Source organism: Psychrobacter sp. NG254 (assembly GCF_015277735.1).
Taxonomy (GTDB): domain Bacteria; phylum Pseudomonadota; class Gammaproteobacteria; order Pseudomonadales; family Moraxellaceae; genus Psychrobacter.
Genome location: NZ_JADHDA010000001.1, coordinates 453,244 through 477,372 on the forward strand (window position 1 = coordinate 453,244; position 24,129 = coordinate 477,372).

Sequence of the window (24,129 nt, forward strand, 5' to 3'; positions counted from 1 at the left end):
CATTACTATGTCTTATGCCTTACTTCGTCCTTTTTTGTTTAATCTGGATCCCGAGCACGCCCATGAGATGACGCTGTCTTTATTGGATAAAGCGCATAAAGCGCGTGTGCTAGGCTTGGCATATGGTCAGTCGATGCAACCGACGGATTGTATGGGATTGCAGTTTGCTAATCCCGTTGGTTTGGCGGCAGGGCTGGACAAAAACGGTGACTATATCGATGCACTCGCAGAGTTGGGATTTGGTTTTATCGAAGTAGGGACAGTGACACCAAGACCGCAAGTAGGTAATGACAAGCCAAGACTGTTCAGACTCAAGCAAGCAGATGCGATTATTAATCGTATGGGCTTTAACAATGAAGGTATCGATTACCTGATAGACAATGTCAAACGCTGCAAGTATAAAGGCAATATTGGTATCAATATTGGTAAAAACGCCGATACGCCAGTAGAGCAAGCTGCCGATGATTACGTCTATTGTTTAGAGCGCGCCTATCCGCATGCCTCATATATCACGGTCAATATCTCATCGCCGAATACTAAGAATTTACGTGATTTGCAAAGCGGCGAGGCCCTAACTCGTTTGATGGATACCATCAAAAACCGTCACAGTCAACTGGCCACTGAATATGGCTTTTATGTGCCACTGGTGCTTAAAGTTGCTCCTGATTTAGAGCCATTACAGGTGGACTATATCTCACAGCAGCTGATAGATTTTGAGATTGATGGTTTGATTGCGACCAATACAACCTTGAGCCGTGTCGGCGTTGAAGATTTACGTGATGGCGATCAGATGGGCGGTCTATCAGGTCGACCAGTGAGCCATATTAGTACCCAAATTTTACAACAGTTCTCTGATCAGCTAGAGGGTAAAGTCGCTTTGATAGGTGTGGGCGGTATCGATAGCGGTGCCAAAGCCGTCAAAAAAATCGAAGCAGGCGCGGACATGGTACAGCTCTATACAGGACTCATATATAGAGGCCCTGGGCTGGTGCAGTCTTGTATCCAAGCAATCGGTGGCTATTATGATGCCATGGAGAGCTAGCCATATGAATAAAATGATGGGTCATAGCATATGAGTGGTTTAGATATTGTGATTGCTATTGTGGTCTTGATTGGCTTGTGGCGCGGCTTTCAGGTCGGATTGATTAAAACAGCGATAGGCTTGGTAGGGTGGTTTATAGCCCTCATTGCAGCGACTCGGCTCGCAGGCGTGGTATCACCGCAACTGACTGGTATCGTACAAAACCCTGTATTACAAATGGCCATGGCGTTCTTATTGGTGGTGATTGCCATATTGGCTATCATGCACCTAGTGGCTTTTGTGTTCTCAGGGGTACTCAAGACGCTACGTTTGGGTGTCTTAGATAAAATGGCAGGCGGCGTACTGGGTGCTGCCAAAAACGTATTGATGGTCTTAGTTGTACTGAGTGTTAGTGCGCCATTATTAGTACAGATGCCGCAATGGCAGACCTCAGTACTAGCACCTGAGCTGCTTCCTTATGCACCGATGGGCAAGGCTTTGGTATCAGATGTATTGGGTATGGCTTGGAATCAAGTCAATCAATCGTAGTTCTCCCTATTTTTCATTCTTTTAACACTTCTAAATATTTGCGTGTGTCATTAATTATCCAAAACAGATTACCAAAAATTCTCGTTAAATTTTTTACAAAATCATCAGGTTAGCGGCGGGCGATGGCGAGTGGTTGTAGCAATATACTGCCGTTAAGTTTGCCGTTATTGTCGTACTAATGTATGAGTCAAAATAGGATATAGCTATTATGTGTGGAGTCATTGGAGTTGCAGCTCACGAGCCAGTCAATCAGATACTTTATGACGGTTTGACGATGCTACAGCATCGCGGGCAAGATGCAGCGGGTATTGTCACTTTGCAAGATGGACGACTCTATCTACGTAAAGAAAATGGCATGGTGCGTGACGTGTTTATGAATCGTCATATGATGAAACTGGTTGGCAAATTTGGTATCGGTCACGTTCGTTATCCAACAGCGGGTACTTCAAGCAGCGCTGAAGCTCAACCATTTTATGTCAACTCACCTTATGGCATTACCCTTGCGCATAATGGTAACTTGACCAATGCTGAGAGCTTGGCCAAATCGTTGTATATCGAAGATCGTCGCCATCTTAATACAGATTCAGATTCTGAAGTACTATTGAATGTATTAGCGCACGAGATGCAGAATCTTGGCAAAACGCATCCAACGGCTGATGATATCTTTGAAGCGGTCAAAGCTGTATATAAACGCTGTGAAGGCGCTTATGGCGTAGTTGCTTTGATTACTGGCCATGGCCTGCTAGCATTCCGTGATCCAAACGGTATCCGTCCGCTTATCTTTGGTAAGCGTATGGCACCGAATGGGGGCACTGAGTATATGGTGGCATCAGAGTCAGTGGCATTAACGGGGTCAGGCTTCACTATTGTTCGTGATGTCAGACCAGGTGAAGCTATTTTCATTGATCTCAACCATAAGTTGCACACGCATCAATGCGTCGAGCAAAAAGAATATACGCCTTGTATCTTTGAGTATGTGTATTTTGCCCGTCCAGACTCCATCATGGACAACATCTCAGTCTATAAATCACGCCTCCGCATGGGTGAAAAATTGGCAGATAAAATTCTTGCTGAATGGGGTGAGGATCATGATATCGATGTGGTTATTCCGATTCCAGATACCTCACGTACCTCAGCGATGGAGCTTGCGCTCAAAATGAACGTCAAGTACCGTGAAGGGTTTATGAAAAACCGCTACATCGGTCGTACGTTCATTATGCCAGGTCAGCAGCAGCGCAAAAAGTCGGTTCGCCAAAAGCTCAGCGCCGTTCCACTAGAGTTCAAAGGCAAAAATGTACTGTTGGTTGATGACTCAATCGTCCGTGGCACGACGTGTCATGAAATCATTCAGATGGCGCGTGATGCTGGCGCAAACAAAGTATTCTTTGCGAGTGCATCGCCACCTGTCAAGTTCCCGAACGTATATGGCATTGATATGCCTGTACGTACTGAGCTGATTGCGTCAGGCAACAGTGTCGAAGAAGTGCGTGAGATTATTGGTGCTGATCGTTTGATTTTCCAAGACTTGGATGATTTGATCGATGCGGTAAAAGACACCAAGCACAGCAAAGTTGAAGGTTTTGATTGTGCGGTATTCAATGGCTGTTATATCACCGGACAGATCAATGAAGCGTACCTTGATCACTTGCAAGAGCAGCGTAACGACACGGCTAAGACAGGTAAAAAAGGCGTACAAATAGTAGCTGATACCCCAGTTGATATGATGGGTGTTGAAGAGCTTTAAGCTGAACTAAAGCCATTATTTTTAGCTAGGTCTTAAATAAAAAAAGCTGGATTCTTGATAGAATCCAGCTTTTTTGTGCTTTAACTACCGCTAAAAAATAGTATCAGTCCAAAATATTTTTAACCCAACAGCTGGCTAAATAACCAAAACAGCCCATTGATGGCAGCAATACCCACAATCATACTGACCAAGAGCTGACGGCTGACATGGTATACCAATAGTACCAAGCAAAGCGCCCCAACTTGTGCCATTAATAAATGTAGCTCTGCATTATTTAGGGAAATATCTGTCGATACACCGGAGTAGGTTAGGCTCGTAAAAATGAGCAATACCATAACCGATAACGGTAAGCTCTCATTCAATCGGTGTAGCCACGGCGTGTCTAGCACTTTTCTAGGTATCAAGGAAGGCAAGGCACGCGTGATAAAAGTGACAGCGGCCATCGCAAAAGTGGCGAAAATAAGATAACTGCTACTCATGATTTGCTCCTGCCTTATACCGCTCTATCCAAAACCCACGTGCCAATATCATCAGCATGCAGATGGTAATCGCGACTAAGAGTAACCAATCGCTGGTAAATAAAGAGGCGACGACTAAGCCAATGATAGCGATGCCAATTGGGAAATAGCGTTTGATACTTTGAAACTGCTCATAAGCCAATATCGCAAACAAACAGACCAATGCAAAATCTAAATTTGGTACTAAGTCACTGAGCGTACTACCGATTATTACGCCAACCGTGCTCGCAATGACCCACCAGCTTTGATTAAACAAGCTGATAGGGAGTATCAGTGCTCGTCGTGACTCATTAGGCAAGCTGGTCATTACCGAGAATGTCTCATCAGTCAGGGCAAACAGACAATACGTTTTGGCCAGTTTGTTTTTTGGTAAGTATTGCAACAGCGGCATACCATAAAATACGTGACGCAAATTAATCGCGGCAATATTGGTTGCGATATTGCCAATCGGTAAGCCTGCGCTTAGCATCGGCAGACAAGCATATTGCGCCGCGCCAGCATATAACACGATACTAAGCATAATCGTGGCCCATATAGGGATGCCGGCGACTTGAGCCAGTACACCAAAGGCAATACCAGCAGGTAAATAGCCCATCGCTACGGGTAGGCTTTTTTTAAAGCCCTCAGCCCAGCGATAGCTAAATGCTTGCTGAGTGCCTATTTCATTTGAATGAGTTGTCACAGGACATCCTATGTTTTTGCGATATTTTATAAAGATATGGGTTTAATGAGGACACGCTCTAATAATGACAAAAAATGATGCTTTTGGTTATAGTCTTTGATAGCTACCTGATCGATGACCGCGATATAAAAACCCGCCCAAAATGATGAGCCTTAATAGCAATAGACACCAGACACTGAGCCAAATACCCGTCATATCCCATTGCTGATACAGCAGCCAGCTCAGCGGGAAGAAGATGGCAGCCAGTATCAGCGCCGCATTTCTAATCACGCTGCCAGCCGTCAGACCAAAAAACACACCATCGAGCCAATACGCGCCAACGCCGACAATAGGTAACAGCACTGCATAAAGATGATATTCATAGGCGAGAGTAAAGACTGGTTCGATATTGGTCATAAATGCTAGATAAGTTGGCATTGCAAGCCACCAGATGAGGCTCAACATGATGGCAAGGCCGTAACTGACGACGCCAGTACGCCTGACAATCGTACGAAAACGCGGCCAATCACGTCGTCCTGCTGCCTGACCACTTAAAGTTTCCGCAGACACAGCAACACCATCAAGGGCAAAGGCAGAGATGCTTAATACTTGCAGTAAAATCGCATTGGCGGCCAATATAACATCGCCACTTTGTGCCGCAAGTCGAGTAATCCAAGCAAAGCTCACAGTCAATATGAGCGTACGAACAAAGATGTCTTTATTTAAAGAGAATAGCCTAAGCATTTTATCTTTCGTGAAATACTGTCGATCGGCTTTGAACAATGCTGTCCAAGATATGCCTAAATGCTGACGGCTTAGCCATAGTGCCAGTAGTACACCTGCCCAAAAGGCAAGGGTTGTACCCAGTGCCACACCCACCAAATCCATTTGCAGACCGAAGACAAAAAATAGGGTCAACACGATATTGAGTACAGCGATAAAGCCCTGTTGATAGAGCATGTAACGCGTCTTGCCTTGTCCGGCAAACCAGCCAATAAACGCAAAGTTCATTAGCTCAGCGATCACGCCCCAAAAGCGCACATCCAAATAAGTCTTTGCAGCGGTGCCACTGTCGGGATTGGCTGACAATGCTTGTAGGCCAATGTCAATCAACCACGGCTTTGCTAGTAGTAGCACTGTCCCAATGGCAAATGCCAATAATAAGGCGCGTTGTAAAATAGACAATAAAGGCGTGGGCGCTGACACTGCTGATGTACCGTCAGCATTACCAGCTAGCTGTCCTAATGCCTGTGCGGCCAGTCCAGATGAGGCATACTGCAAGAAGTTAAAGCTAACCAGTAATAATGACAGCAATTGTATGGCCAAACCCATGCCAGCCAGTTTGGCCGTCTCATTCATATTGCCCACAATCGCTGTATCAATGACGCTTTGTAATGGCATGGCCAAATTGGCCAATAATACAGGCAGCGCAATCGCAACAATACGCTTATAGCTTGTATTAATCGGCGGCATTGCATTAGACGTTGACGTGTTAGCTGACATTGGGGGCTCGTTGATACGTAGGCGATAAAGAGGATAGTCTGTTTTTTGAGTGTAGGTAAAGCCGAGCTGCAACCCATCGAACATATGAGACAAAATAGCTATAAAGACAAAAGCACCTAGACTCACTATGCATGAGTCAGGTGCCTTTATTCAAACATCATTACTATAGTCAATCCGCTATAAAAGAGTTACCGCGTTAACCTCATTTGAAGTATCACATATACATCTGCGTTCGGTTGCCTCGTACCTCTTTTAAACTGAATCAATTATACTTGCTAAATAAATATTCTAAGCATCGTAATGCGCTATATCAGTGCATTATCTAACCCGTTAGATGTTATCTTGCTCAAACATTTTTGGGTCATTAAAGGTAACGATTTCTTCTTCAAACTCTGGTTTTACTTTGACAATAAAGTCATCGCGCGACAGACCCATACGTAATGGAATCGAGCTTGCGATATAAGTCGATGAGTAAGTACCCGCAATTAAGCCAATAAATAGTGCCACTGAGAACCAGTACAGTCCATCACCGCCTAAGAATAGCATAGCCAACACAACCAATAATACGGTTGAGATGGTCATAATGGTACGGCGTAGGGTTTCGGTCAACGACAAATCAATCGTCTGTTCTGGTGTAATACCACGAACACGACGGAAGTTTTCGCGGATACGGTCATAAACAACAATCGTATCATTAATAGAATAACCAACCAGTGCCAAAATAGCAGCTAAGACGGTTAAGTCGAAAGGAAAGCCAAATAAAGCAAAGATACCAATGGTCACGATAGCATCATGAAAGAGCGACAATACGGCGCCAAGGGACAATTTGAACTGGAAACGCAAGGCAACATAGCCAAGCATACAGACCAATGCCAATACCAACGACATGACAGAGTTTAGGTAAACTTCGTTACCAACCTGACTACCGATGATGTTGACGTTACTGATCGCAGCAGTGTTACTTGGCAAGGCAAGTGCCTGAGTCAGGCTAGTGCTGAGGCCATCAACATTGTCTGATTGCGGTGGCAAACGTACCAACAGCTCTTCTCGCGTTCCTAAATACTGTACGACTGCATCATCGAATCCATTGTCAGCAAGTGCTTGTACCACTGCTACTTGTTCGACAGGCTGCTCATAGCGCACATCTGCAGACACACCACCCGTAAAATCAAGACCTAAGTTCAAGCCGTTGACGGCGATCGCAATGATACTAGCAATGACCATAAATAAAGATAGTAATGCCATCGGCTTTTCTATCTTCATAAACGGAATGATACGCTTATCGCCAAGGGCTTTGATACCGCCCTCAGCAATGGCTGCAGCATCATCGGTAGCATCACTTGACAATATCTCAGGATTCACCGCAGTCGATAATGCTTGGCTGTCTTTGTTAGCTTGGTCTTTACCACCACGACGACTGCTGCTTTTAGTAGGTTTTGCGGTCGTTGGGTTATTGGTCTTGGTATTGCTACCTTTACCATCACGGCGTGGTTTATTGCGGCGACGCGTGCTTGTACTTGCCGTGTCACTGTTTGAGCCACCTGAGCCATTTCGATCTGGGGTGTTTTGCTGTTCTAAAGGCTTATTTTTATCGATTGCCATAGTGTTCTCCTAACCGATGCTCAGACGTTTGATGGATTTACGCTTACCATAAGCAATTTGTATCAGTGCACGTGTCACCAAAATAGCGGTGAACAATGAGCTGACAATACCAATAGCTAGCGTAATCGCAAAGCCTTTAATCGGACCTGTACCAATCGCAAATAAGATAAATGCGACCAATAGAGTTGTGATGTTGGCATCGAAAATACTACTAAATGCTCGATCAAAACCTGCCACGATGGCGGACTTCGGTCGTACACCATTTGCAATCTCTTCGCGTATTCGCTCAAAGATTAGGACGTTGGCATCAACTGCCATACCGATGGTCAATACAATACCAGCAATACCTGGCAAAGTAAGTGATGAACCCAAAATCGACATAATAGAGATGATGATGATCACGTTAACCGCTAAAGCGATGTTGGCAATGACACCAAACAGGCGATAGAAGATAATCATAAACGCAAAGACTAAAAGATACCCGACCTGTGTAGAGAATAGGCCTTTATCGATGTTTTCTTGGCCTAGTGATGGGCCAATGGTACGCTCTTCTACAAAATACATCGGTGCAGCAAGCGCGCCTGAACGTAACAGCAGAGCAAGCTCAGCCGCTTCAGCACTGCTATCTAGACCCGTAATACGGAATGATGAGCCTAGTACCGCTTGAATGTTAGCGCGGTTGATCACTTTTGTCTCAGCATAGGGCGTACGCACTTCGGTTGTCTCGCCAGTGGCTGCATCTTCTTCATAGGTGATTCTTTGCTTGTTTTCGATGAACAGTACAGCCATCTGTTTGCCAACCGCAGTACGAGTGGCGTTTTGCATGAGCTTACCACCAGCACTGTCTAGCGTAATGCTGACCTCTGGCATGCCGCTCTCATCAACGCCGGTCTGTGCATTGGTGACTTTATCACCTGTGACGATTGCTTGGCGCTCTAGCAATACTGGTGCACCATCAAGCGTTTCAAATGGGAAGGCTTCAGTACCTGCAGGAGGTATGCCGCCTGTATAGCTATCGGCGTCTTCTGCCACCATACGAAACTCAAGATTTGCAGTACGCCCAAGGACACGTTTGGCTTCAGCAGTATCTTGTACACCAGGCAGCTCGACCACGATACGGCTAGCGCCTTGCGACTGTACGAGTGCTTCAGTGACACCCAGTTCTGCAATACGATTGCGTAGGGTAGTCAAGTTCTGATTGACCGCGTAGCTGTTTATTTCATCAATGGTAGCATCGTTATACGCTAAAACCAGAGCAGGACCTTGATCATCGATAGACGATTGCAAATTAAAGGTAGCACTCATCGTACCTTGCAAAATATTTTGTGCACGGTTACGAGTATCAGTATCTGCAAAATGCAATACCACACCTTGATTTTCGGTCTTGATACCTTTGATTGCTACTCGTTCAGCGCGTAGCTCACGTCGCATATCACGACTGGCACTGGTCAAACGCTGTTCAAGCGCTTTGTCCATATCGACTTCGAGTACAAAACGGACACCGCCGCGCAAATCGAGACCCAGCTTCATCGGTCTTGCACCGATATCACGTAGCCATTGCGGGGTGGTCTGTGCTAAGTTGAGTGCGACCACATAGTCCTCACCCAAATTTTTACGTAGCACTTCTTGCGCTTTTAGCTGATCGACTGGATTGTCAAGACGTACTAGGGCACTGTTGCCCTCAAATGTCCCATCATGATTGTCTAGACCTGCCTCTTTGAGCAAATCCTGAGATTGGGTCAGGATGCTTTCAGACAACTGCGTACCTGCTGCCGCACTGGTAATCTGTACGGCAGGTTCGTCAGGATAGAGGTTAGGGGCAGCATATAGACCGGCAATGATGAGCACGGCGGCAATCAGTAAGTATTTCCAAGCGGGATATTGCATAATCACTTCTTTAAGTTGATAAACGACTGGCGAATAGGCCACAAGTTAGCAGATGGGAAGTTAGCGATAGCAACGGTCGAGTGCCAGTTTAGCAGTCGTTATCATGCACCATTGCGATCATCCGCGATGATAGTAGGTAGAGCAGTAAAGCAAATAATACAGATGTCTCTTTATAGAGTCACCAAAAATATTATCAACACACCTAACAAAAATAGCATATTCAATAGTGTGGTAGCTCGACGTCATTGCTTTAATAGCGAAAAATGACCGTAAGCAATATACGGTCATTTTTTAATCGTGACACCCTTTAGTGATACGACCATCAAATCATTACCTATCAAAAACCAGTAATAATTATACGCTTTCGATCGTGCCAGCAGGCAACACTGAGATAACAGACGCACGCTGTACTTTTACATCAGTATTGTTGTTTAGGCTCACAACTGCATAGTCGCCTTCGATGTCTTTAATACGACCCATCAAGCCACCAGCAAAAATAATCTCGCTGCCAACTTTCAAAGCGTTGACCATCGCACGATGTTCTTTGGTACGCTTAGATTGCGGGCGAATGACCAAAAAGTAAAAAATCGCAAAAAAGGCAACAGGCAGTAAAATCTGACCGAATAATGAGGCAGCACCAGCAGTTTCGGCAGCATGAGCTGCTTGAATGAATAAGAACATAATATCTCTCAGTAAGTCATGGATAATAGTAAAATTAGACGCATAGTAACAAAAAATCCCAGACTTGGTAACTGTTAATCATAGGCCGAGCGTGTTTTTCTTGATAGAGTGATGTGCTATTGGGCAAGACTATCTATCAGCTAACGGTCGGCATCAGTCTATTTTAGCGAGTGACCATCATTATAAAATGGATGGTAGAGTGAAAAATACGTGCTGTCAGTCTCAGATTACGTTATACGAATACCCTATCAGCGCCATAACCAACTGTCATATACATTTTAATACGGCGGAACGGGTTTGTAAAAATAAGGCACACTAAAAGATAAAGACTTAAAAACAGGGACTTATTGTGAAAAGGCATCATCAATGCTACTATCAAATGGCAATAATTGCCTATACTTAGTAAGCAGTCTGCAAAGGCTTGGTATCGCTTTGCGGTACTAATAAATTGGCTTTGAATAACTATTAATGACAGCGAATAAATACTATATATGGTATTGCTATCATTAAGGTTTGATTATTATACTATTTCCCTCTTATCTTTTTAGGTTACCTAACTTGTCCACCTCTTTTATGTTTGTACCTCGTTTACGTCGTCCGCGCGCTCATAGTAACGACGCGTCTGCTAAACCTCCTCCGACACCGCGCTATTTAGAGCGTCTTAATTATGCTAAGCCAATGGCTGGATTGTCAGCGCTGATGGTGATGCTGCTATTGCCATATCCAGCTTTTGCCGCTGAAGCGTTGGCTGATCCAAGTGCAAGTAGCATCTTACTGCTTATCTTTTTTGTATTGATAGCCATTGGTATCTCATTTATTTGTTCGTTGGCAGAAGCTGCATTACTTAGCATGACACCGTCTTATATTGCTGATATCCAAGAAACCAATCCCAAAAAAGCGAGTATGCTTAAACGATTGAAGGTCGATAATATCGATCAGTCGTTAGCCGCGATTTTAACGTTGAATACGGTGGCGCATACACTAGGGTCTATCGGTGCTGGTGCACAGGCGACAATTGTATTTGGTAGTGCATGGTTTGGACTTTTTTCTGCGATTATGACGCTGGCTATTTTGTTTTTATCAGAAATCATGCCAAAAACGCTCGGAACCATATACTGGCGCCAACTAGGTGGCATGGTTGCCTATTTTGTGCGAGGTATTATTTTACTACTATATCCATTGATTTGGGTATCAGAAAAGTTAACCAAGTTGTTAGTACGCGGCAAAGAGCCACAGGCCTTTAGTCGTCGCGAGTTTGCAGCATTGGCGAGTATCGGTGAAGAGTCAGGGCAAATTGATCCATTAGAGTCACGCATCATTCGTAATTTATTGGCATTTGGTGCCATAAAAGTCGAAGACATCATGACGCCGCGTTCAGTGATATTGGCGTTCGAAGAAAACAAAACTGTTGCTGAGTTATTGGTTGATCGTCCAAAACTGACGTTTTCTCGATTGCCAATCTATGATGGCGATTTGGACAACATTACGGGGTTTGTTCTAAAGACCGATATGCTGCTGGCCAAAGTCAACCATGCCATGCACAAGCCTTTGACACAGTTCAAACGGGACATTACCTTTGTATTCTCCAAAATGAAACTGTTTGACTTGTTGGAGCTTATGCTAAAAAACCGCATTCATATTGCAGTGACTGTAGGGGAGTATGGCGAAGTCAAAGGCTTAGTCACTTTAGAAGATGTGTTCGAAACGTTATTAGGTCTAGAAATTGTCGATGAGATAGATCGCGTCGAAGACATGCAAGCACTGGCAAGGCAAATGATGGACAGAAGAGTTGAGCGTTTGGGTATGAAGCTCAGTGATGATGAGCTGCCCGAAGACGCTGACACTAAGACAGAACGATTCAAGTAAGGCGATAAAAGCTAAAGTGGCATCAAACTTATCGATGGTTAATACTGACTGTAGTGAACATATGCTACTCTTCAATCAATGATATAGTGATTAATCGAGCATAAACTGGATTGGATTCTGTCGTGTTGATGTTCGCAATAATCACACAGGGTGTCACATGGCTGTGAGAATTGAATGATAGGCTCAGCCTATTATATGAATACCTTTATTTTGATAAACAGTTAGGGTGTGCTCTGGTTTTTATTCTTATTATTAAATCAGGACAGGCTCTAAACTTAACGCGACAAGTCACACAATGATATAAAGTCGTTCACTGTTTATATATGACAGTGACGAAAATAGCATCGCTAAGGATCATTATGAAACGATTATGGGAAAATGGGTTATTAGCTCTATTGATAAAAGGCGCCAGCATCACTGCCATAATGGCAGTGGCCAGCACCGTTAGTATCAGTGCACAAGCGGCCGACATGACCGAAGCTCTGGTGCAAAATTATGCAGCTGCGATGAAGTCATCAGCGAATAGCCAAAATGTCAATCAAGTCTCGCGCTTGGTATCCGATGATGCACTTATTTCGTTGTCTCGAAAGGGCAAGTCTACTAGCTTAGATAAAGACGCTTACTTAAAGTTGCTTCAAAACAGCTGGAATGATACGTCTAACTATCGCTATGATATCTCTGTGGACAATATTGTTATTACGGGTTCACAGGCAAAGGCCAGTGTCACGACAAATGAGAGCTGGGTCAAAAACGGTCAGCAAGTCTCATTTGTGACGACCTCTCGAGTAACGCTCACCTTGTCTACGGGTAATGCGGTTCTATTACGAGCTGTGTCACAAGTGGCTATAAATTAGCGACGGCTTATCATCAGTTAGTACATTGACACGATTTAATTATCTTAAGGTGGCTAATACTGATGTTAGCGTGGCTCAATTTTGCTGATTGATAGTCAGAGCTTTTATCAATATGTTGATACTTATATCCTTGTCTCTCTGATTTATTGGCATTATCTTTTAGGTTAAGCTAGTTTTTGTTTCACATTGCATACTATACTAGCTGTCAGTTTTATCTTATCAACTTTCGTCGTTAGGAAACTTTCCATATCATGTCTACTGTGCTATCACACTCTCGTTCATTTATTGCGTTGCCATTGACGCTTGCGGTCTCAACTTTGCTCATTAGTGCGTGTAGTAATACGTCAACGGTAAAAAATACTGGTGCGAAGACTAGCTCAGCTGTCGTTACCAAACCTTCCGCTGCGCCAGCCACTAGCACGGATTATTCTACTGCGTATTTGGATGCAGAAAGTTTGGACGAATTGGCAGATTTGCTAGAAGCCAGTGATATGGCAATGGTGGAGGGCAACCAGCTCGCCATCCAGCAGTACGGTGACTTATGGAATCGTTTACGTGCTGGCTATCGTATGAATGGCGGGCAGCCAGTCTATAATCAGCGTATTGAAGGTCAAAAGAGCTGGTTCACCAGCAGACAGGACTATTTGAATCGTCTGACTGCGCGTGCTAGTCGTTATATATACCATACGGTACGAGAGGCAGAGCGCCGTAATATTCCAACGGAGCTGGCGTTGTTGCCAGTGATTGAGAGTTCGTACGATCCAAGTGGCACGAGTAGTGCAGCCGCCGCAGGCTTGTGGCAGTTTATTCCAAGTACGGGTCGTATCTATGGTCTGAACCAAAGCAGTACTTATGATGGTCGCCGTGACGTTATCGAGTCAACACGTGCCGCTTATGATTTTTTGACGGCATTACACAACCAGTTTGGAAGCTGGGAGTTGGCGCTAGCCGCTTATAATGCTGGTCCTGGACGTGTGCAAAAAGCCATCGATGCCAATGCAGCACGTGGCTTGCCGACAGATTATTGGTCGTTGCAATTGCCTACTGAAACGATGAACTATGTGCCGCGTTTCTTGGCAGTGGCTGAGATCGTGGCCAAGCCAGAACAGTACGGTGTGTACTTGCCAGCCATCGCCAACCGTCAGCATTTCCGTAGTGTGCCGGTCAATTACGGCGTCAGCTTATCCGAAGTGTCTCAGCTCACAGGAGTGGAGTATGATGAGCTTCAAAGACTCAATACTGCTCTCACCTCAGGCCGTATCGACTCATCAGGCCCGCAGCGTGTCATCATTCCTAACGATGTCAGCGTCAATACCGATGCCAAACTGAGCTTACTAAGAGGCAATGGCACAGGTAACGTATTGGCATCTAGTAATACAAGCACTCCAGCGACAACGACCCCAAGCTACAACAATAAGCCATATACGTCATCGTCACTCCCATCTAACAGCAGTGCATTGGCTGATTATGCGGCCAGTGCAAGCGTACCTCAGCAGACGACCAGCTATATCTCGCCGTCAGTCACATCAACCAGCAGTTCGTCATATGGCAATACGACGACGCGTACTGAGCCACCATTAAGCGCTGCAGAGACCAAAAAGATCAATGCTGAGTTCAAGAGTAGTAACAGTCTGCCGACTACTTCCGCTCAGATTACTCAGAACAACACCATTGTTCAAGAGCCGCCACTGAGCAAAGAAGAGCGCGACTTTATTGCCAATCAAATTCGTACCAGTACGTCTGAGACCAATGTCATCAATGCAGATGGTAATATCAACTTGTCAGCCGTGCAGACACAGCAGTCAATCTTAGAAGCCAGTGGTGCTGAGAAAAAACTCAGCTTTGCAAAAACCTCAGTCAGTAAACCAAAACCACAGGGCGCGCGTACGACTTATACGGTCAATCGTGGTGACACGCTATCAAACATCGCCAGTCGTGCAGGTGTGAATTGGCGCGATATTGCAGAATGGAACCAAATAGATGCCAGTGCAAATCTGCTATCAGGCAGCACCCTGTATCTGTATAACGCCAAAAACATTGAGCCGTTAAGTACGGCTAGTAACACCGCGGCCACGCAGCCTGAGAGCTATGTGGTACAAGGTGGTGATACGCTTATCGGTACTGCCAATCGCTTTGGCTTATCGGTCACACAGCTTGCCACTTACAATAACCTAAGCAGTCGTGCTGACTTGCTGAGAGGTCAGAAGCTATGGCTAGTACCAGGTAAAGTGACTGCGCCAGCGACGACCCCTGCCGCACCTGCTACTAAGCCAAAAAAATCATCGACTGCCACCAAAAACTATAAAGTGAAAGCAGGGGATGGACTGATCGCGCTTGCCCGTCAGTTCGGTGTGTCGACGGATACATTAGCCAGTCTTAATAACATGAGTACCACAGGCTCGTTATATGTGGGTCAAACACTTAAAGTGCCTGCGACTGCAGACTTTTCTGCGCCAAGCAATAGCACAAGCAGCAGCTCTAGCTCTAGTAGTAGCTCAAGCTCAGTGGCAACCACCAATTACAAAGTCCAATCAGGCGATACCCTGATTGGTATTGCTAATAGTGTGGGTGTTAGCGCCGCCGAATTGGCTGCTGTAAACAGTAACTTTGATGCTAAAGCTCGCTTGCAACGTGGACAGACGATCAAAGTGCCTGCTTCTAAAGAACTGGTCGATCGTCAGTTGAATGATAAGGCAGTCAGCTATAAAGTCCAATCAGGCGATACGCTCACTGGTGTGGCCAAACGTTACAATATAGGTTTAAGTGATTTGGCATCAGCAAATAACTTGAATACCAATTCCAATCTAATACTGGGTCGTACCATTACCATTCCTGCCAACGGTAGCGCTACAAGTGCCGCTAGTAATCAGAGTAGTGGCTCTACTAGCAGTAGTAAAACCAGCAGCACAGCCAGTAGTGGTACCAAGCTTGGCAATACTGAGAGCTATAAAGTCAAATCTGGCGATGGTCTAATTGCGCTGGCTCGTCAATTTGGGGTCTCTGTAGAGGACTTGGCTGCGACAAATGACTTGGCGACCAATGCGCAATTGCAGCGTGGACAGACCCTTAAAGTACCAAAAGCAACGGTAAGTTATACGGTTGGTTCAGGTGATAGCTTAATTGGTCTCGCACGTAAATATGGCGTATCGACGCAAGAGTTGGCTGACATGAATGATATCGCTGCCAATACTATGCTGCAACGTGGTCAGCGTCTGACTGTCCCTAACCGCTAATAAGAAGTGAATTACTGGAATAATATCTAACTAGATATCGTTCCAATGTTTTAATACATGGTTTTAACACATGTTTTAATAAAATCGTACCACACAAAAAAGCTGCTCTTATTAAGAGCAGCTTTTTTGTGTTTAAAAACTCAGTTCTCAAAAATCTAATAATAGCTGTAGATTAGACAGTCTGGGTTTTAATCGTCTCAAGATAGCTTCTGATATTACTCACATAATGCATCGCTTGTCCATAACGACTATTAGACGCTCTGTTATCAGCGAGATAGGCATAGATATTTGTCCAGCTTTTATCATCGATACCTTGAGCGCGTAATTTACGCTGGATGCTTTTGACCGCATTTGGGCCCATATTATAACCAGCGAGCGCAAACCAAATACGATCAGTTTTGGGTACATCAGCAAAATCTGCTTTCATCTGCTCTAGATAACGTGCACCGCCGCCGATGCTTTGATACGGATCGACACGATCTGAGACGCCCATGGCTTTGGCGGTATTGTTTGTCAGCATCATGAGGCCACGCACACCTGTTGGCGAAACCGCATCTGCATCAAGATGAGATTCTTGATAGCCCATAGCAACCAACAGCTCCCAATCATGATTATAATTGCGTGCTTGCTCTTCAAATGATGACTGATAGTCTGGCAGTTTTTCTGTCAGTGTTTTTTGGAAGTGGTCCTGACTGTAAGCATCTTTTAGCAAGTTCTGATTGTAGAACGCGGCCAGCTTTTGTGTGTTCTGCAATTTAATGCTATCACATAAGAAGTAACTGGCTTTTTTTGATAGGGGGTCATTTGATGAGCTAAACGTCCAGCTAACCTTTGGATGCAGGCCATTTTTGGTCAAGCTGGCATCATAGCCGCAGCTGACGTTGACGGAAGATAAATTCAGCTGGCTTTTTAGTTTGGTACTGGCAGTGGTCAACGCCATATCAGCATTGCCTGATCTCAGTGCTTTTAGTGCCGCTTCTTCACTGGCATAGGCTTTTAGATTGATATCGACACCGAGCTCGTCGGCATAAGTACGCACCAAATCAAAGCCAAATCCATGCTGGAAACCATCAGTCGCAAAGTAAGTGCTATCGCCAGGCACCGCAGCGATGGTCAAAGTATTCTCCAGCATGACGTTGTCATAGGCTGGTATTGAAGTATTCACGGTCGTCAGACTCTCAGCAGGTAAAGAGAGTAGGGCAATACTAGATATTTGTGCCAGCTTCTTGGTTCTGGAAAAACGAGCAGGCGCAATAGGGGTAACGGATGAAACGATGTTACTTTTGGTGTTCAGTAGGCGTTTAGATGGACGCAGTAAATAAGAAATACGGCGTTTGGCCCCTTGCGCAGATACTTTTACACGATAAGTAATACGCTGCATGGATGTCTCCTGATTTTAGCCATCCTTCTTACCGCAAAACGCATACGAATATATGCCAATTATAGGACATATAGTGGTATTGCATTTCAGATAAACCGACACTTCTTGATAGGATAAGTGCCATTTTATCTTGTTTAATAATAGGGCCACTAGGGTACTCTTTCTAAGAGTTAGTGGTATGTTTAATCTACTAGCGGGTCATGAGCGAAGTATGTGACTGTCAAAAAGTAACAGCGCAAAGCATTCTTTAGGACGGTATCCTAAAAAATACACATACGACAAAATGAAGGATATGGATCGGATGATTCCCTCATCGATGACTCAATACAGCAAGTAAAAAAACACCTATATATCAAACATAGGTAAGGTCATGAGTAAGTTATTGAGACAAAAACAGAGCGTCAAGCACTGGTATCATACCCGCCACTTAGGCAGATATAATCAGATACTGTCACTGTGCTAACATTGATAAAAAGCAATATTTTGTATCACTAATAATAAAAAACTCAGTATCAACATTCTTTGTCCAGCAATGAAGTCGAGTATCATAATCGCAATTGATAGATAACAAATTTATTTACCAATTGAGCGACACAAGATCATCACGGCGACTCTAAAATACACAACACTGTGTCTGCAATATATAGCGTGCAGACACAGTATTAAGATAGCAGACGCTAAAAATCTATCGTTTATTTAGCACGATAAAGGTTCAAGCATCTACCAACAGTATTTTGGAGACATAACCGGAAGCTATAATAATGGGAAGTTTCATGACAAAACATTCATTCTTACAACTATCAATATGAGGTTACCTTTTGTATTATTCAAGTATAGTTAAGAAAAAATCGATAAAACTTAACAATAGAGATACGAACGGTGAATTGTTTGACCGTTTTATACGTGCTAGTCCAATATAGACTACAGGGCTTTAAATAAGAGCCAAGTCAGATTTTACTCATTATGAATTTATGCTAATCGTTGCTATTGGCTTGTTCAGTCCTTCTACCGCAGTGTGCTTCCTTTAAAACCGATGCTGTAAAACCGAGACAGCTCGACTGTTCTATGCTGGATTATGAATATCAATAAATGTCACAGGCAGTCCAAATTCACTGGCAACTATCTCACCGAGCGCTTGAATACCGCCACGCTCGGTCGCGTGATGGCCACAAGCAAAATAATCAATACCAAGCTCACGTGCGATATGGGTGGTGCGCTCAGATATCTCCCCAGAGATAAACGCATCACAGCCCATGATGGCCGCCTGTTCAATCATATCTTGCGCGCCGCCCGTACAGATGCCAACACGTGTTATCAATCTATCGCTTGTTTTGGTACGAGCATCCTCATGATACTCAGCTGAGATATGAAGTGGCATGCGCCCTAGCGCTTGGCTAATTTTTGCTATCAGTGCATCGGCGCTTTGCGGTGTGCAAGTGGCAATATTGCCAACGGGATGTGACTCATTAGGATAGAGCGCACCAGTGACCGTCATATCTAGCATATTAGCGAGTGTTGCATTGTTGCCAACGATAGGATGTGCATCCAGCGGTAAGTGATAGCCAATCATCGAGATACCCTGTTGCATCAATTTGCGGATACGCTGACCTTTCATACCAGTCAGTGGGGCCGGCTCACCTTTCCAAAAATACCCATGATGTACCATAATTACATCAGCATTGTCAGCGATGGCGGCATCAATCAGTGCCTCACAAGCAGTTACTCCTGTCACGATACGCTGTATAGGTCGTCCACCATCGACTTGTAGGCCATTTGGTGCATAGTCTTTAAAGGCACTGGCTGATAAGTAGTCATCACAAAATTGCGTCAATGCTTGTGCGCTGATGCTTTTGTTCGAAGATGCAGATGTCGTATGGTTCTCATTCATTAGATTTCCTTATTATTATGGGAGGTCAGCACAGTCACTTAAGAGAAAAATAATCAATCGCTCTTTAAGGCATATTTTTATAGCGGTTATTTTAACATGCTGCTGTAAAAGAGTAGACAAGATGGATAACTGAAATGGTACACGATACGTTACTATTTCACGGCATTGCGGTTATAATTTATACATGTGAGTCTGTCTAGCGGGTTATCAATCGCTAACCAAGCAATAATATCTGAGAAATTGTAGGCATCTCACTCTGTTTTCCACTGTCCGTTTGCATTAAATTTATAGAGGTTTTATATGTCGTCATCCCAGAACACCAATAACAAGGCGTCTTTATTAAAATGGTTGCCATGGGTCTTACTGCTATTAGTCTTGGCAGCGTTTATCTGGGTGTTCACGAGTATGAAGTCGACATCGCAGGCTACATGGGAGCCGCCGAGAACCTCAGCGGCTGATCAGCAAGCGTCAGAGCCGGTGGCAGATACGCCAGCACCGATCTCTTCTTATCACAATGCTGTGGCACGGGCATCACAGTCGGTGGTAAATATTTACACCACACAAACTATGGCAGAGCATCCTTATATGGATGATCCTGTGCTGCGCCGGTTTTTTGAAAATCATAGCGGGCCTGCACAAGATCAAGACTCAACCAATTTAGGCTCTGGTGTCATCGTCTCAGAAGATGGCTACATCGTGACCAATGCTCACGTGATCGAAAAAGCAGCTGAGATTACCGTCGCATTTAATGATGGCCGCAAAAGCCGCGCTAAAGTCATTGGTACTGACCCTGATAGCGATCTAGCCGTTATTAAGGTTGATATGACAGGACTGACGCCACTTGGCTTCCGCGAAAATCCGATTCGTGTTGGAGACTTGGCGCTAGCCATTGGTAACCCATTCGGTGTCGGTCAGACAGTGACGCAAGGTATTATCTCAGCGACAGGTCGTACGGGGCTGGGTGTTAATAAATTTGAAGACTTTATCCAAACAGATGCTGCGATCAATCCCGGTAACTCAGGCGGGGCGCTTGTGGATGCTCGTGGTGAGTTGGTCGGTATCAATACCGTTATATTCTCGCGCTCTGGTGGCTCGATGGGTATTGGTTTTGCTATTCCTACGGCTATTGTAGAGCAAGTCATGAACGCCTTGATCAAAGATGGCCGTGTCAGTAGAGGCTGGCTAGGTATCGAGATTCAGTCGCAGCTACGTGATCCTACTCAGCTTGAGACCTCAACAGGCGTAGAAGTGCTAAACGTCATCGATCAAAGCCCTGCTGCGAAGAGTGGACTACGCGTTGGTGATATTATTTTGACCATCGATGATGTCGAGATGACGGATGCCAACACCTTGATTCAATATGTCGCTCGCAAGGCACCAGATACCACGCTTAATGCTCAAATACTGCGCAAAGGTAAGAATGCTCAAGTGAGTATTTTACTTGAGGAGCGTCCAGCCCAAGAGCCGATTGTGCAACCAGTGGTGTTGCAAGATGACAACATGGGTGGCATGGAAGAAGGTGGAATAGAGCAGCCAAACATTCACGGTGCTGAAGAGACGCCCATGATGTCAAAGGCAGAACGTGATCGCATGCGTGAGGAGCTCATGAAACTGTTTGAACAAGAAACCGAAACGCAATAATTTGCATAACCCTGTGCTGATTCATAAGGTGTTTATGAGACAGCAGATTCAGTTAACTTATAGCATAAAAAAGCGCGCCCCTTTACATAAAGGGGCGCGCTTTTTATTGGGGCTGGTTTATCGGGCAGTTAGTATCTTCTATTCATAAACCCGCTACAACTTAGCGATTGGCTCATGATTGATATAAACGACCCCTCGCACACGGCAACAGCAGGGTAGGATTTCGTCCTCGTCAATCATCGCGAGTGGCTCAAACGGATAATCAATGGTGTGTGAGCTGGCAATGCGCTTGACTCGGCAACTGCCGCAGTAACCCTCGCGGCATTGATAGTTAACCTCATGTCCGGTGCGCAGCAATCCATCGAGCAGACTCTCATCGTCATGCAAGTAAAACTGCTGCTTACTGGTCATTACCCACGTCATAATTTATCCTATTTGGATTTGACTATCCTACTGCTATATCCTACCGCCATAGAAGCGTAAAACACTACTAATACCTAAAGTACTGTTGACGCCTAAAACACGATTAACGCCTAAAGTACTATTAAAGCCTAAAACTATTACAACTCAAAGTCATCAAAGTCGCTGTCTGACAAATCAGAATCAATCTGACCGACCAAGTACGAGCTGATTTCGGTCTCTTGCGGCGCGACTTGTACATTATCAGATGACAACCACGTATTGATCCACGGGATTGGGTTTGATTTCGATTTTGGAAATACTGACGGTAAGCCCACCGCTTCCATACGCAAGTTGGTGATAAATTCGATATATTGGCACAGAATGTCTTTGTTCAGGCCAATCATCGAACCATCTTTGAACAGATAGCCTGCCCATTCTTTTTCTTGCTCGGCAGCCTTGCGGAAGATTTCAACGCTTTCATCGAAACACTCTGCAGCAATCTCGACCATTTCAGGATCGTCACGACCATTGCGCATCAGATTCAGCATGTGCTGCGTACCAGTCAGATGTAATGCTTCGTCACGAGCGATTAGCTTGATGATTTTAGCATTACCTTCCATAAGCTTACGCTCGGCAAAGGCAAACGAGCAGGCAAACGATACATAGAAACGAATGGCTTCTAGGACGTTGACCGCCATGATGCATAGGTACATCTGCTTTTTGAGAGATTTTAGGTCAACAGTGACTTGTATGCCATTGATGTTGTGCGTACCTGGACCGTACAAGCTATATAGCTGTGAGTTGCGATACAGCTCATCATAGTACTGGGCGATATCAGAGGCACGGCCTAAGATATGCTCGTTTTGCATGATGTCATCAAAGATGATGTTTGGGTCATTGACGATATTACGAATGATATGCGTATAGCTGCGCGAGTGAATGGTCTCAGAGAACGACCATGTCTCAATCCACGTCTCTAGCTCAGGGATAGACACCAATGGCAATAGCACCACGTTTGGGCTACGACCTTGGATAGAGTCGAGTAGGGTCTGGTACTTGAGGTTGCTCAAAAATATGTGCTGCTCATGCGAGGACAGGTTGCTGAAGTCGATGCGGTCTTTTGACACGTCGACTTCTTCTGGACGCCAAAAGAACGACAGCTGCTTTTCTATCAATTGCTCAAAGATTGGGTGCTTTTGTTGGTCATAGCGTGCCACGTTGACTGGCTGACCAAAGAACATCGGCTCTGTTAGCGCATTGTTTGGCGTTTGAGAAAAAATCGAGTAGGTCATGAGACTGCCTTTATAATGGATACGGTTATTATTTAAATAGGGACAATATTGCTTTAAACGTGTTTGCAAAACGATGTGATGGATTTTGCTACAAGTTCTCTAGTGATATCTGTGACGATGCTTGTCCATCGTTCATATAAGCTTTGAATATTTCACTCAGTTCGCTATCGTCCAGTCCTTCTAGCTCATCGACGGCGCTCTGGCGCAGCGTGTCCAAATCCATGTCGAGTGGTTGCTTCGATGAGGGCTTAGGGGTTTGCTTAGCCGATGGCTTTTGTGTGTCTTTTTTTGGTTGTCTTTTCAGTGGTTTTTTGACTGATGTTACGGTGTCTGTCCTAGCGTCGGCATTTGCGTCCAATTGCTCACGGACATCTGCCATGTCGACTTCCACTTGTACGATATGCGAGCCACCATCGTTTAGGTCTGAAAATACGTTTGGGATAAACAAACCACCGTCTTTGATGATTGCGGTATATTGCACATGACCTCCATCGTTTTTATTGTTTGTGTGTTTCTATATTTCTATGATAGCGCTGAAAGCCTTTTATGATAACTGTGTCAATGTCTTAGCTTCATCATGGCTGGCGCGTCGCTAGATTGTCATATACTTTGTTGTTTTCTCTTTTGCCAACTGCCAATACATAAACCACCACCACATCGTCTTTTACGGTATACACCAGACGATACCCTACAGTGCGTAATTTAATTTTATAAGTATCGGTATGCCCCGATAGTTTTGACGCAGGCACATGAGGATTGGACAATCGCTGCTGTAACTTTTTCTTAAACTGCTGCTGAATATTTGGCGCTATCTTTTTCCACTCTTTTAATGCCAAAGGATGAAACTCAAGATTATAAGTCATCCAAAGTTACCTTTATCGGTATCTGCCCATCATTCAACCGTGCACTAACGGTTTGGCTCAATGCCATATCATCCATGGCTTCCATCATGCGCTCAAAGACGTCTGTCGAGACTAAGTAAGCCACGGGTTTATTGTGGTTTAAAATAGCAATGGACTCACCATCTGACTGTTTAATCAGTGCCGATGGGTTGGCTTTTAGTTCTGAGATACTGGCTGTCTGTGTGGCAAATATTGGTTGCATGACTCATTCTCCGCTAATACTATGCTCTAAATATAGGGCTAATTTTAGCATGAAAATTAGGTCTTATTTGTTACTATGTTCAATTTAAATAGTTTGGGTAGCCAATCCCGCCTACCGCTTGTATCTGCCTTGCCGCTGTCGTGCAGTCTATCGTGTCTGACCGCATTCCTGTTGTCTCGATACTACGTTCAGCCACAGACTGCATCGCCATCGTCGTCAGCAGGATACCGCTATAGTCGGGGCTAAAAAGCCTTGCTCGGGCGTCTTTCTTTTTTCTTAACAACTTTCTATGCTTTAGAGTA

21 protein-coding genes are annotated in these 24,129 nt (G+C 44.6%); 7 read left to right on the forward strand and 14 right to left on the reverse strand.

Annotated features, from left to right (window positions below; genetic code table 11):
- Positions 1-7: 7 nt before the first annotated feature.
- From IP510_RS01825 to purF, 3 genes are all read left to right on the forward strand, one after another.
- Positions 8-1,042 (forward strand): quinone-dependent dihydroorotate dehydrogenase, encoded by a 1,035-nt coding sequence (locus IP510_RS01825; protein ID WP_194363084.1) that lies wholly within the window; start codon positions 8-10, stop codon positions 1,040-1,042.
- A gap of 30 nt (positions 1,043-1,072) precedes the next feature.
- Positions 1,073-1,570 carry a CvpA family protein gene (locus IP510_RS01830; protein ID WP_194363085.1) on the forward strand — a complete coding sequence of 166 codons (498 nt, stop codon included), beginning with the start codon at positions 1,073-1,075 and terminating at the stop codon, positions 1,568-1,570.
- 208 nt (positions 1,571-1,778) lie between these two features.
- Positions 1,779-3,314, forward strand: coding sequence for an amidophosphoribosyltransferase (gene purF, locus IP510_RS01835; protein ID WP_194363086.1), 1,536 nt, complete (start codon positions 1,779-1,781; stop codon positions 3,312-3,314).
- Between the two features lie 119 nt (positions 3,315-3,433).
- On the opposite strand, the gene IP510_RS01840 is transcribed toward purF, so the two are convergent.
- The 6 genes from IP510_RS01840 to yajC form a co-directional block, all read right to left on the reverse strand.
- Positions 3,434-3,793 carry an AzlD domain-containing protein gene (locus tag IP510_RS01840; protein WP_194363087.1) on the reverse strand — a complete coding sequence of 120 codons (360 nt, stop codon included), beginning with the start codon at positions 3,791-3,793 and terminating at the stop codon, positions 3,434-3,436.
- Positions 3,786-4,514 (reverse strand): AzlC family ABC transporter permease, encoded by a 729-nt coding sequence (locus tag IP510_RS01845; RefSeq protein ID WP_194363088.1) that lies wholly within the window; start codon positions 4,512-4,514, stop codon positions 3,786-3,788. The genes IP510_RS01840 and IP510_RS01845 overlap by 8 nt, the downstream gene beginning before the upstream one ends.
- Positions 4,515-4,601: 87 nt before the next feature.
- The gene (locus IP510_RS01850) at positions 4,602-5,996 is read right to left on the reverse strand and encodes an MATE family efflux transporter (protein ID WP_194363089.1); all 1,395 of its coding nucleotides are present in this window, start codon (positions 5,994-5,996) and stop codon (positions 4,602-4,604) included.
- A gap of 330 nt (positions 5,997-6,326) precedes the next feature.
- Positions 6,327-7,598: a protein translocase subunit SecF gene (secF, locus tag IP510_RS01855; RefSeq protein ID WP_194363090.1), complete on the reverse strand. Its 1,272-nt coding sequence runs from the start codon at positions 7,596-7,598 to the stop codon at positions 6,327-6,329.
- A gap of 9 nt (positions 7,599-7,607) precedes the next feature.
- Positions 7,608-9,485, reverse strand: coding sequence for a protein translocase subunit SecD (gene secD / locus IP510_RS01860; RefSeq protein WP_194363091.1), 1,878 nt, complete (start codon positions 9,483-9,485; stop codon positions 7,608-7,610).
- Between the two features lie 354 nt (positions 9,486-9,839).
- On the reverse strand, positions 9,840-10,166 hold the full coding sequence (yajC, locus tag IP510_RS01865; protein WP_194363092.1) for a preprotein translocase subunit YajC: 327 nt from the start codon (positions 10,164-10,166) through the stop codon (positions 9,840-9,842).
- A 699-nt stretch (positions 10,167-10,865) separates the two neighbouring features.
- On the opposite strand from yajC, the gene IP510_RS01870 reads away from it, so the two are divergent.
- The 3 genes from IP510_RS01870 to IP510_RS01880 all read left to right on the forward strand — a co-directional run bounded on the left by IP510_RS01870 (position 10,866) and on the right by IP510_RS01880 (position 16,119).
- Entirely contained in the window at positions 10,866-12,032 is a 1,167-nt protein-coding gene (locus IP510_RS01870) for a hemolysin family protein (RefSeq protein WP_413786441.1), read from the forward strand.
- 359 nt (positions 12,033-12,391) lie between these two features.
- Positions 12,392-12,886 (forward strand): nuclear transport factor 2 family protein, encoded by a 495-nt coding sequence (locus IP510_RS01875; protein ID WP_194363093.1) that lies wholly within the window; start codon positions 12,392-12,394, stop codon positions 12,884-12,886.
- Between the two features lie 251 nt (positions 12,887-13,137).
- Complete coding sequence (locus IP510_RS01880; RefSeq protein ID WP_194363094.1) at positions 13,138-16,119, forward strand: LysM peptidoglycan-binding domain-containing protein; 2,982 nt, start codon at positions 13,138-13,140, stop codon at positions 16,117-16,119.
- A 172-nt stretch (positions 16,120-16,291) separates the two neighbouring features.
- Here IP510_RS01880 and IP510_RS01885 read toward each other — a convergent pair whose 3' ends face one another.
- Positions 16,292-17,500, reverse strand: a complete 1,209-nt coding sequence (locus tag IP510_RS01885) for a transglycosylase SLT domain-containing protein (RefSeq protein ID WP_194363095.1) — start codon at positions 17,498-17,500, stop codon at positions 16,292-16,294.
- 1,063 nt (positions 17,501-18,563) lie between these two features.
- Positions 18,564-19,388 (reverse strand): Nif3-like dinuclear metal center hexameric protein, encoded by an 825-nt coding sequence (locus tag IP510_RS01890; protein WP_194363096.1) that lies wholly within the window; start codon positions 19,386-19,388, stop codon positions 18,564-18,566.
- Positions 19,389-19,688: 300 nt separating this feature from the next.
- On the opposite strand from IP510_RS01890, the gene IP510_RS01895 reads away from it, so the two are divergent.
- Positions 19,689-21,029 (forward strand): S1C family serine protease, encoded by a 1,341-nt coding sequence (locus IP510_RS01895; protein WP_194363097.1) that lies wholly within the window; start codon positions 19,689-19,691, stop codon positions 21,027-21,029.
- 153 nt (positions 21,030-21,182) lie between these two features.
- Here IP510_RS01895 and yfaE read toward each other — a convergent pair whose 3' ends face one another.
- From yfaE to IP510_RS01925, 6 genes are all read right to left on the reverse strand, one after another.
- The gene (yfaE, locus tag IP510_RS01900) at positions 21,183-21,452 is read right to left on the reverse strand and encodes a class I ribonucleotide reductase maintenance protein YfaE (protein ID WP_194363098.1); all 270 of its coding nucleotides are present in this window, start codon (positions 21,450-21,452) and stop codon (positions 21,183-21,185) included.
- A gap of 137 nt (positions 21,453-21,589) precedes the next feature.
- Complete coding sequence (nrdB, locus tag IP510_RS01905; RefSeq protein WP_194363099.1) at positions 21,590-22,723, reverse strand: class Ia ribonucleoside-diphosphate reductase subunit beta; 1,134 nt, start codon at positions 22,721-22,723, stop codon at positions 21,590-21,592.
- 88 nt (positions 22,724-22,811) lie between these two features.
- Positions 22,812-23,204: a hypothetical protein gene (locus IP510_RS01910; protein ID WP_194363100.1), complete on the reverse strand. Its 393-nt coding sequence runs from the start codon at positions 23,202-23,204 to the stop codon at positions 22,812-22,814.
- A gap of 94 nt (positions 23,205-23,298) precedes the next feature.
- A complete protein-coding gene (locus tag IP510_RS01915) occupies positions 23,299-23,586 on the reverse strand; it encodes a type II toxin-antitoxin system RelE family toxin (RefSeq protein WP_010198775.1) in 288 nt (95 codons plus the stop codon).
- Positions 23,576-23,827, reverse strand: coding sequence for a type II toxin-antitoxin system Phd/YefM family antitoxin (locus IP510_RS01920; RefSeq protein WP_020443322.1), 252 nt, complete (start codon positions 23,825-23,827; stop codon positions 23,576-23,578). Before IP510_RS01920 ends, IP510_RS01915 begins: the two co-directional genes overlap by 11 nt.
- A gap of 79 nt (positions 23,828-23,906) precedes the next feature.
- A complete protein-coding gene (locus IP510_RS01925) occupies positions 23,907-24,110 on the reverse strand; it encodes a hypothetical protein (protein WP_194363101.1) in 204 nt (67 codons plus the stop codon).
- Between the last annotated feature and the right edge of the window lie 19 nt (positions 24,111-24,129).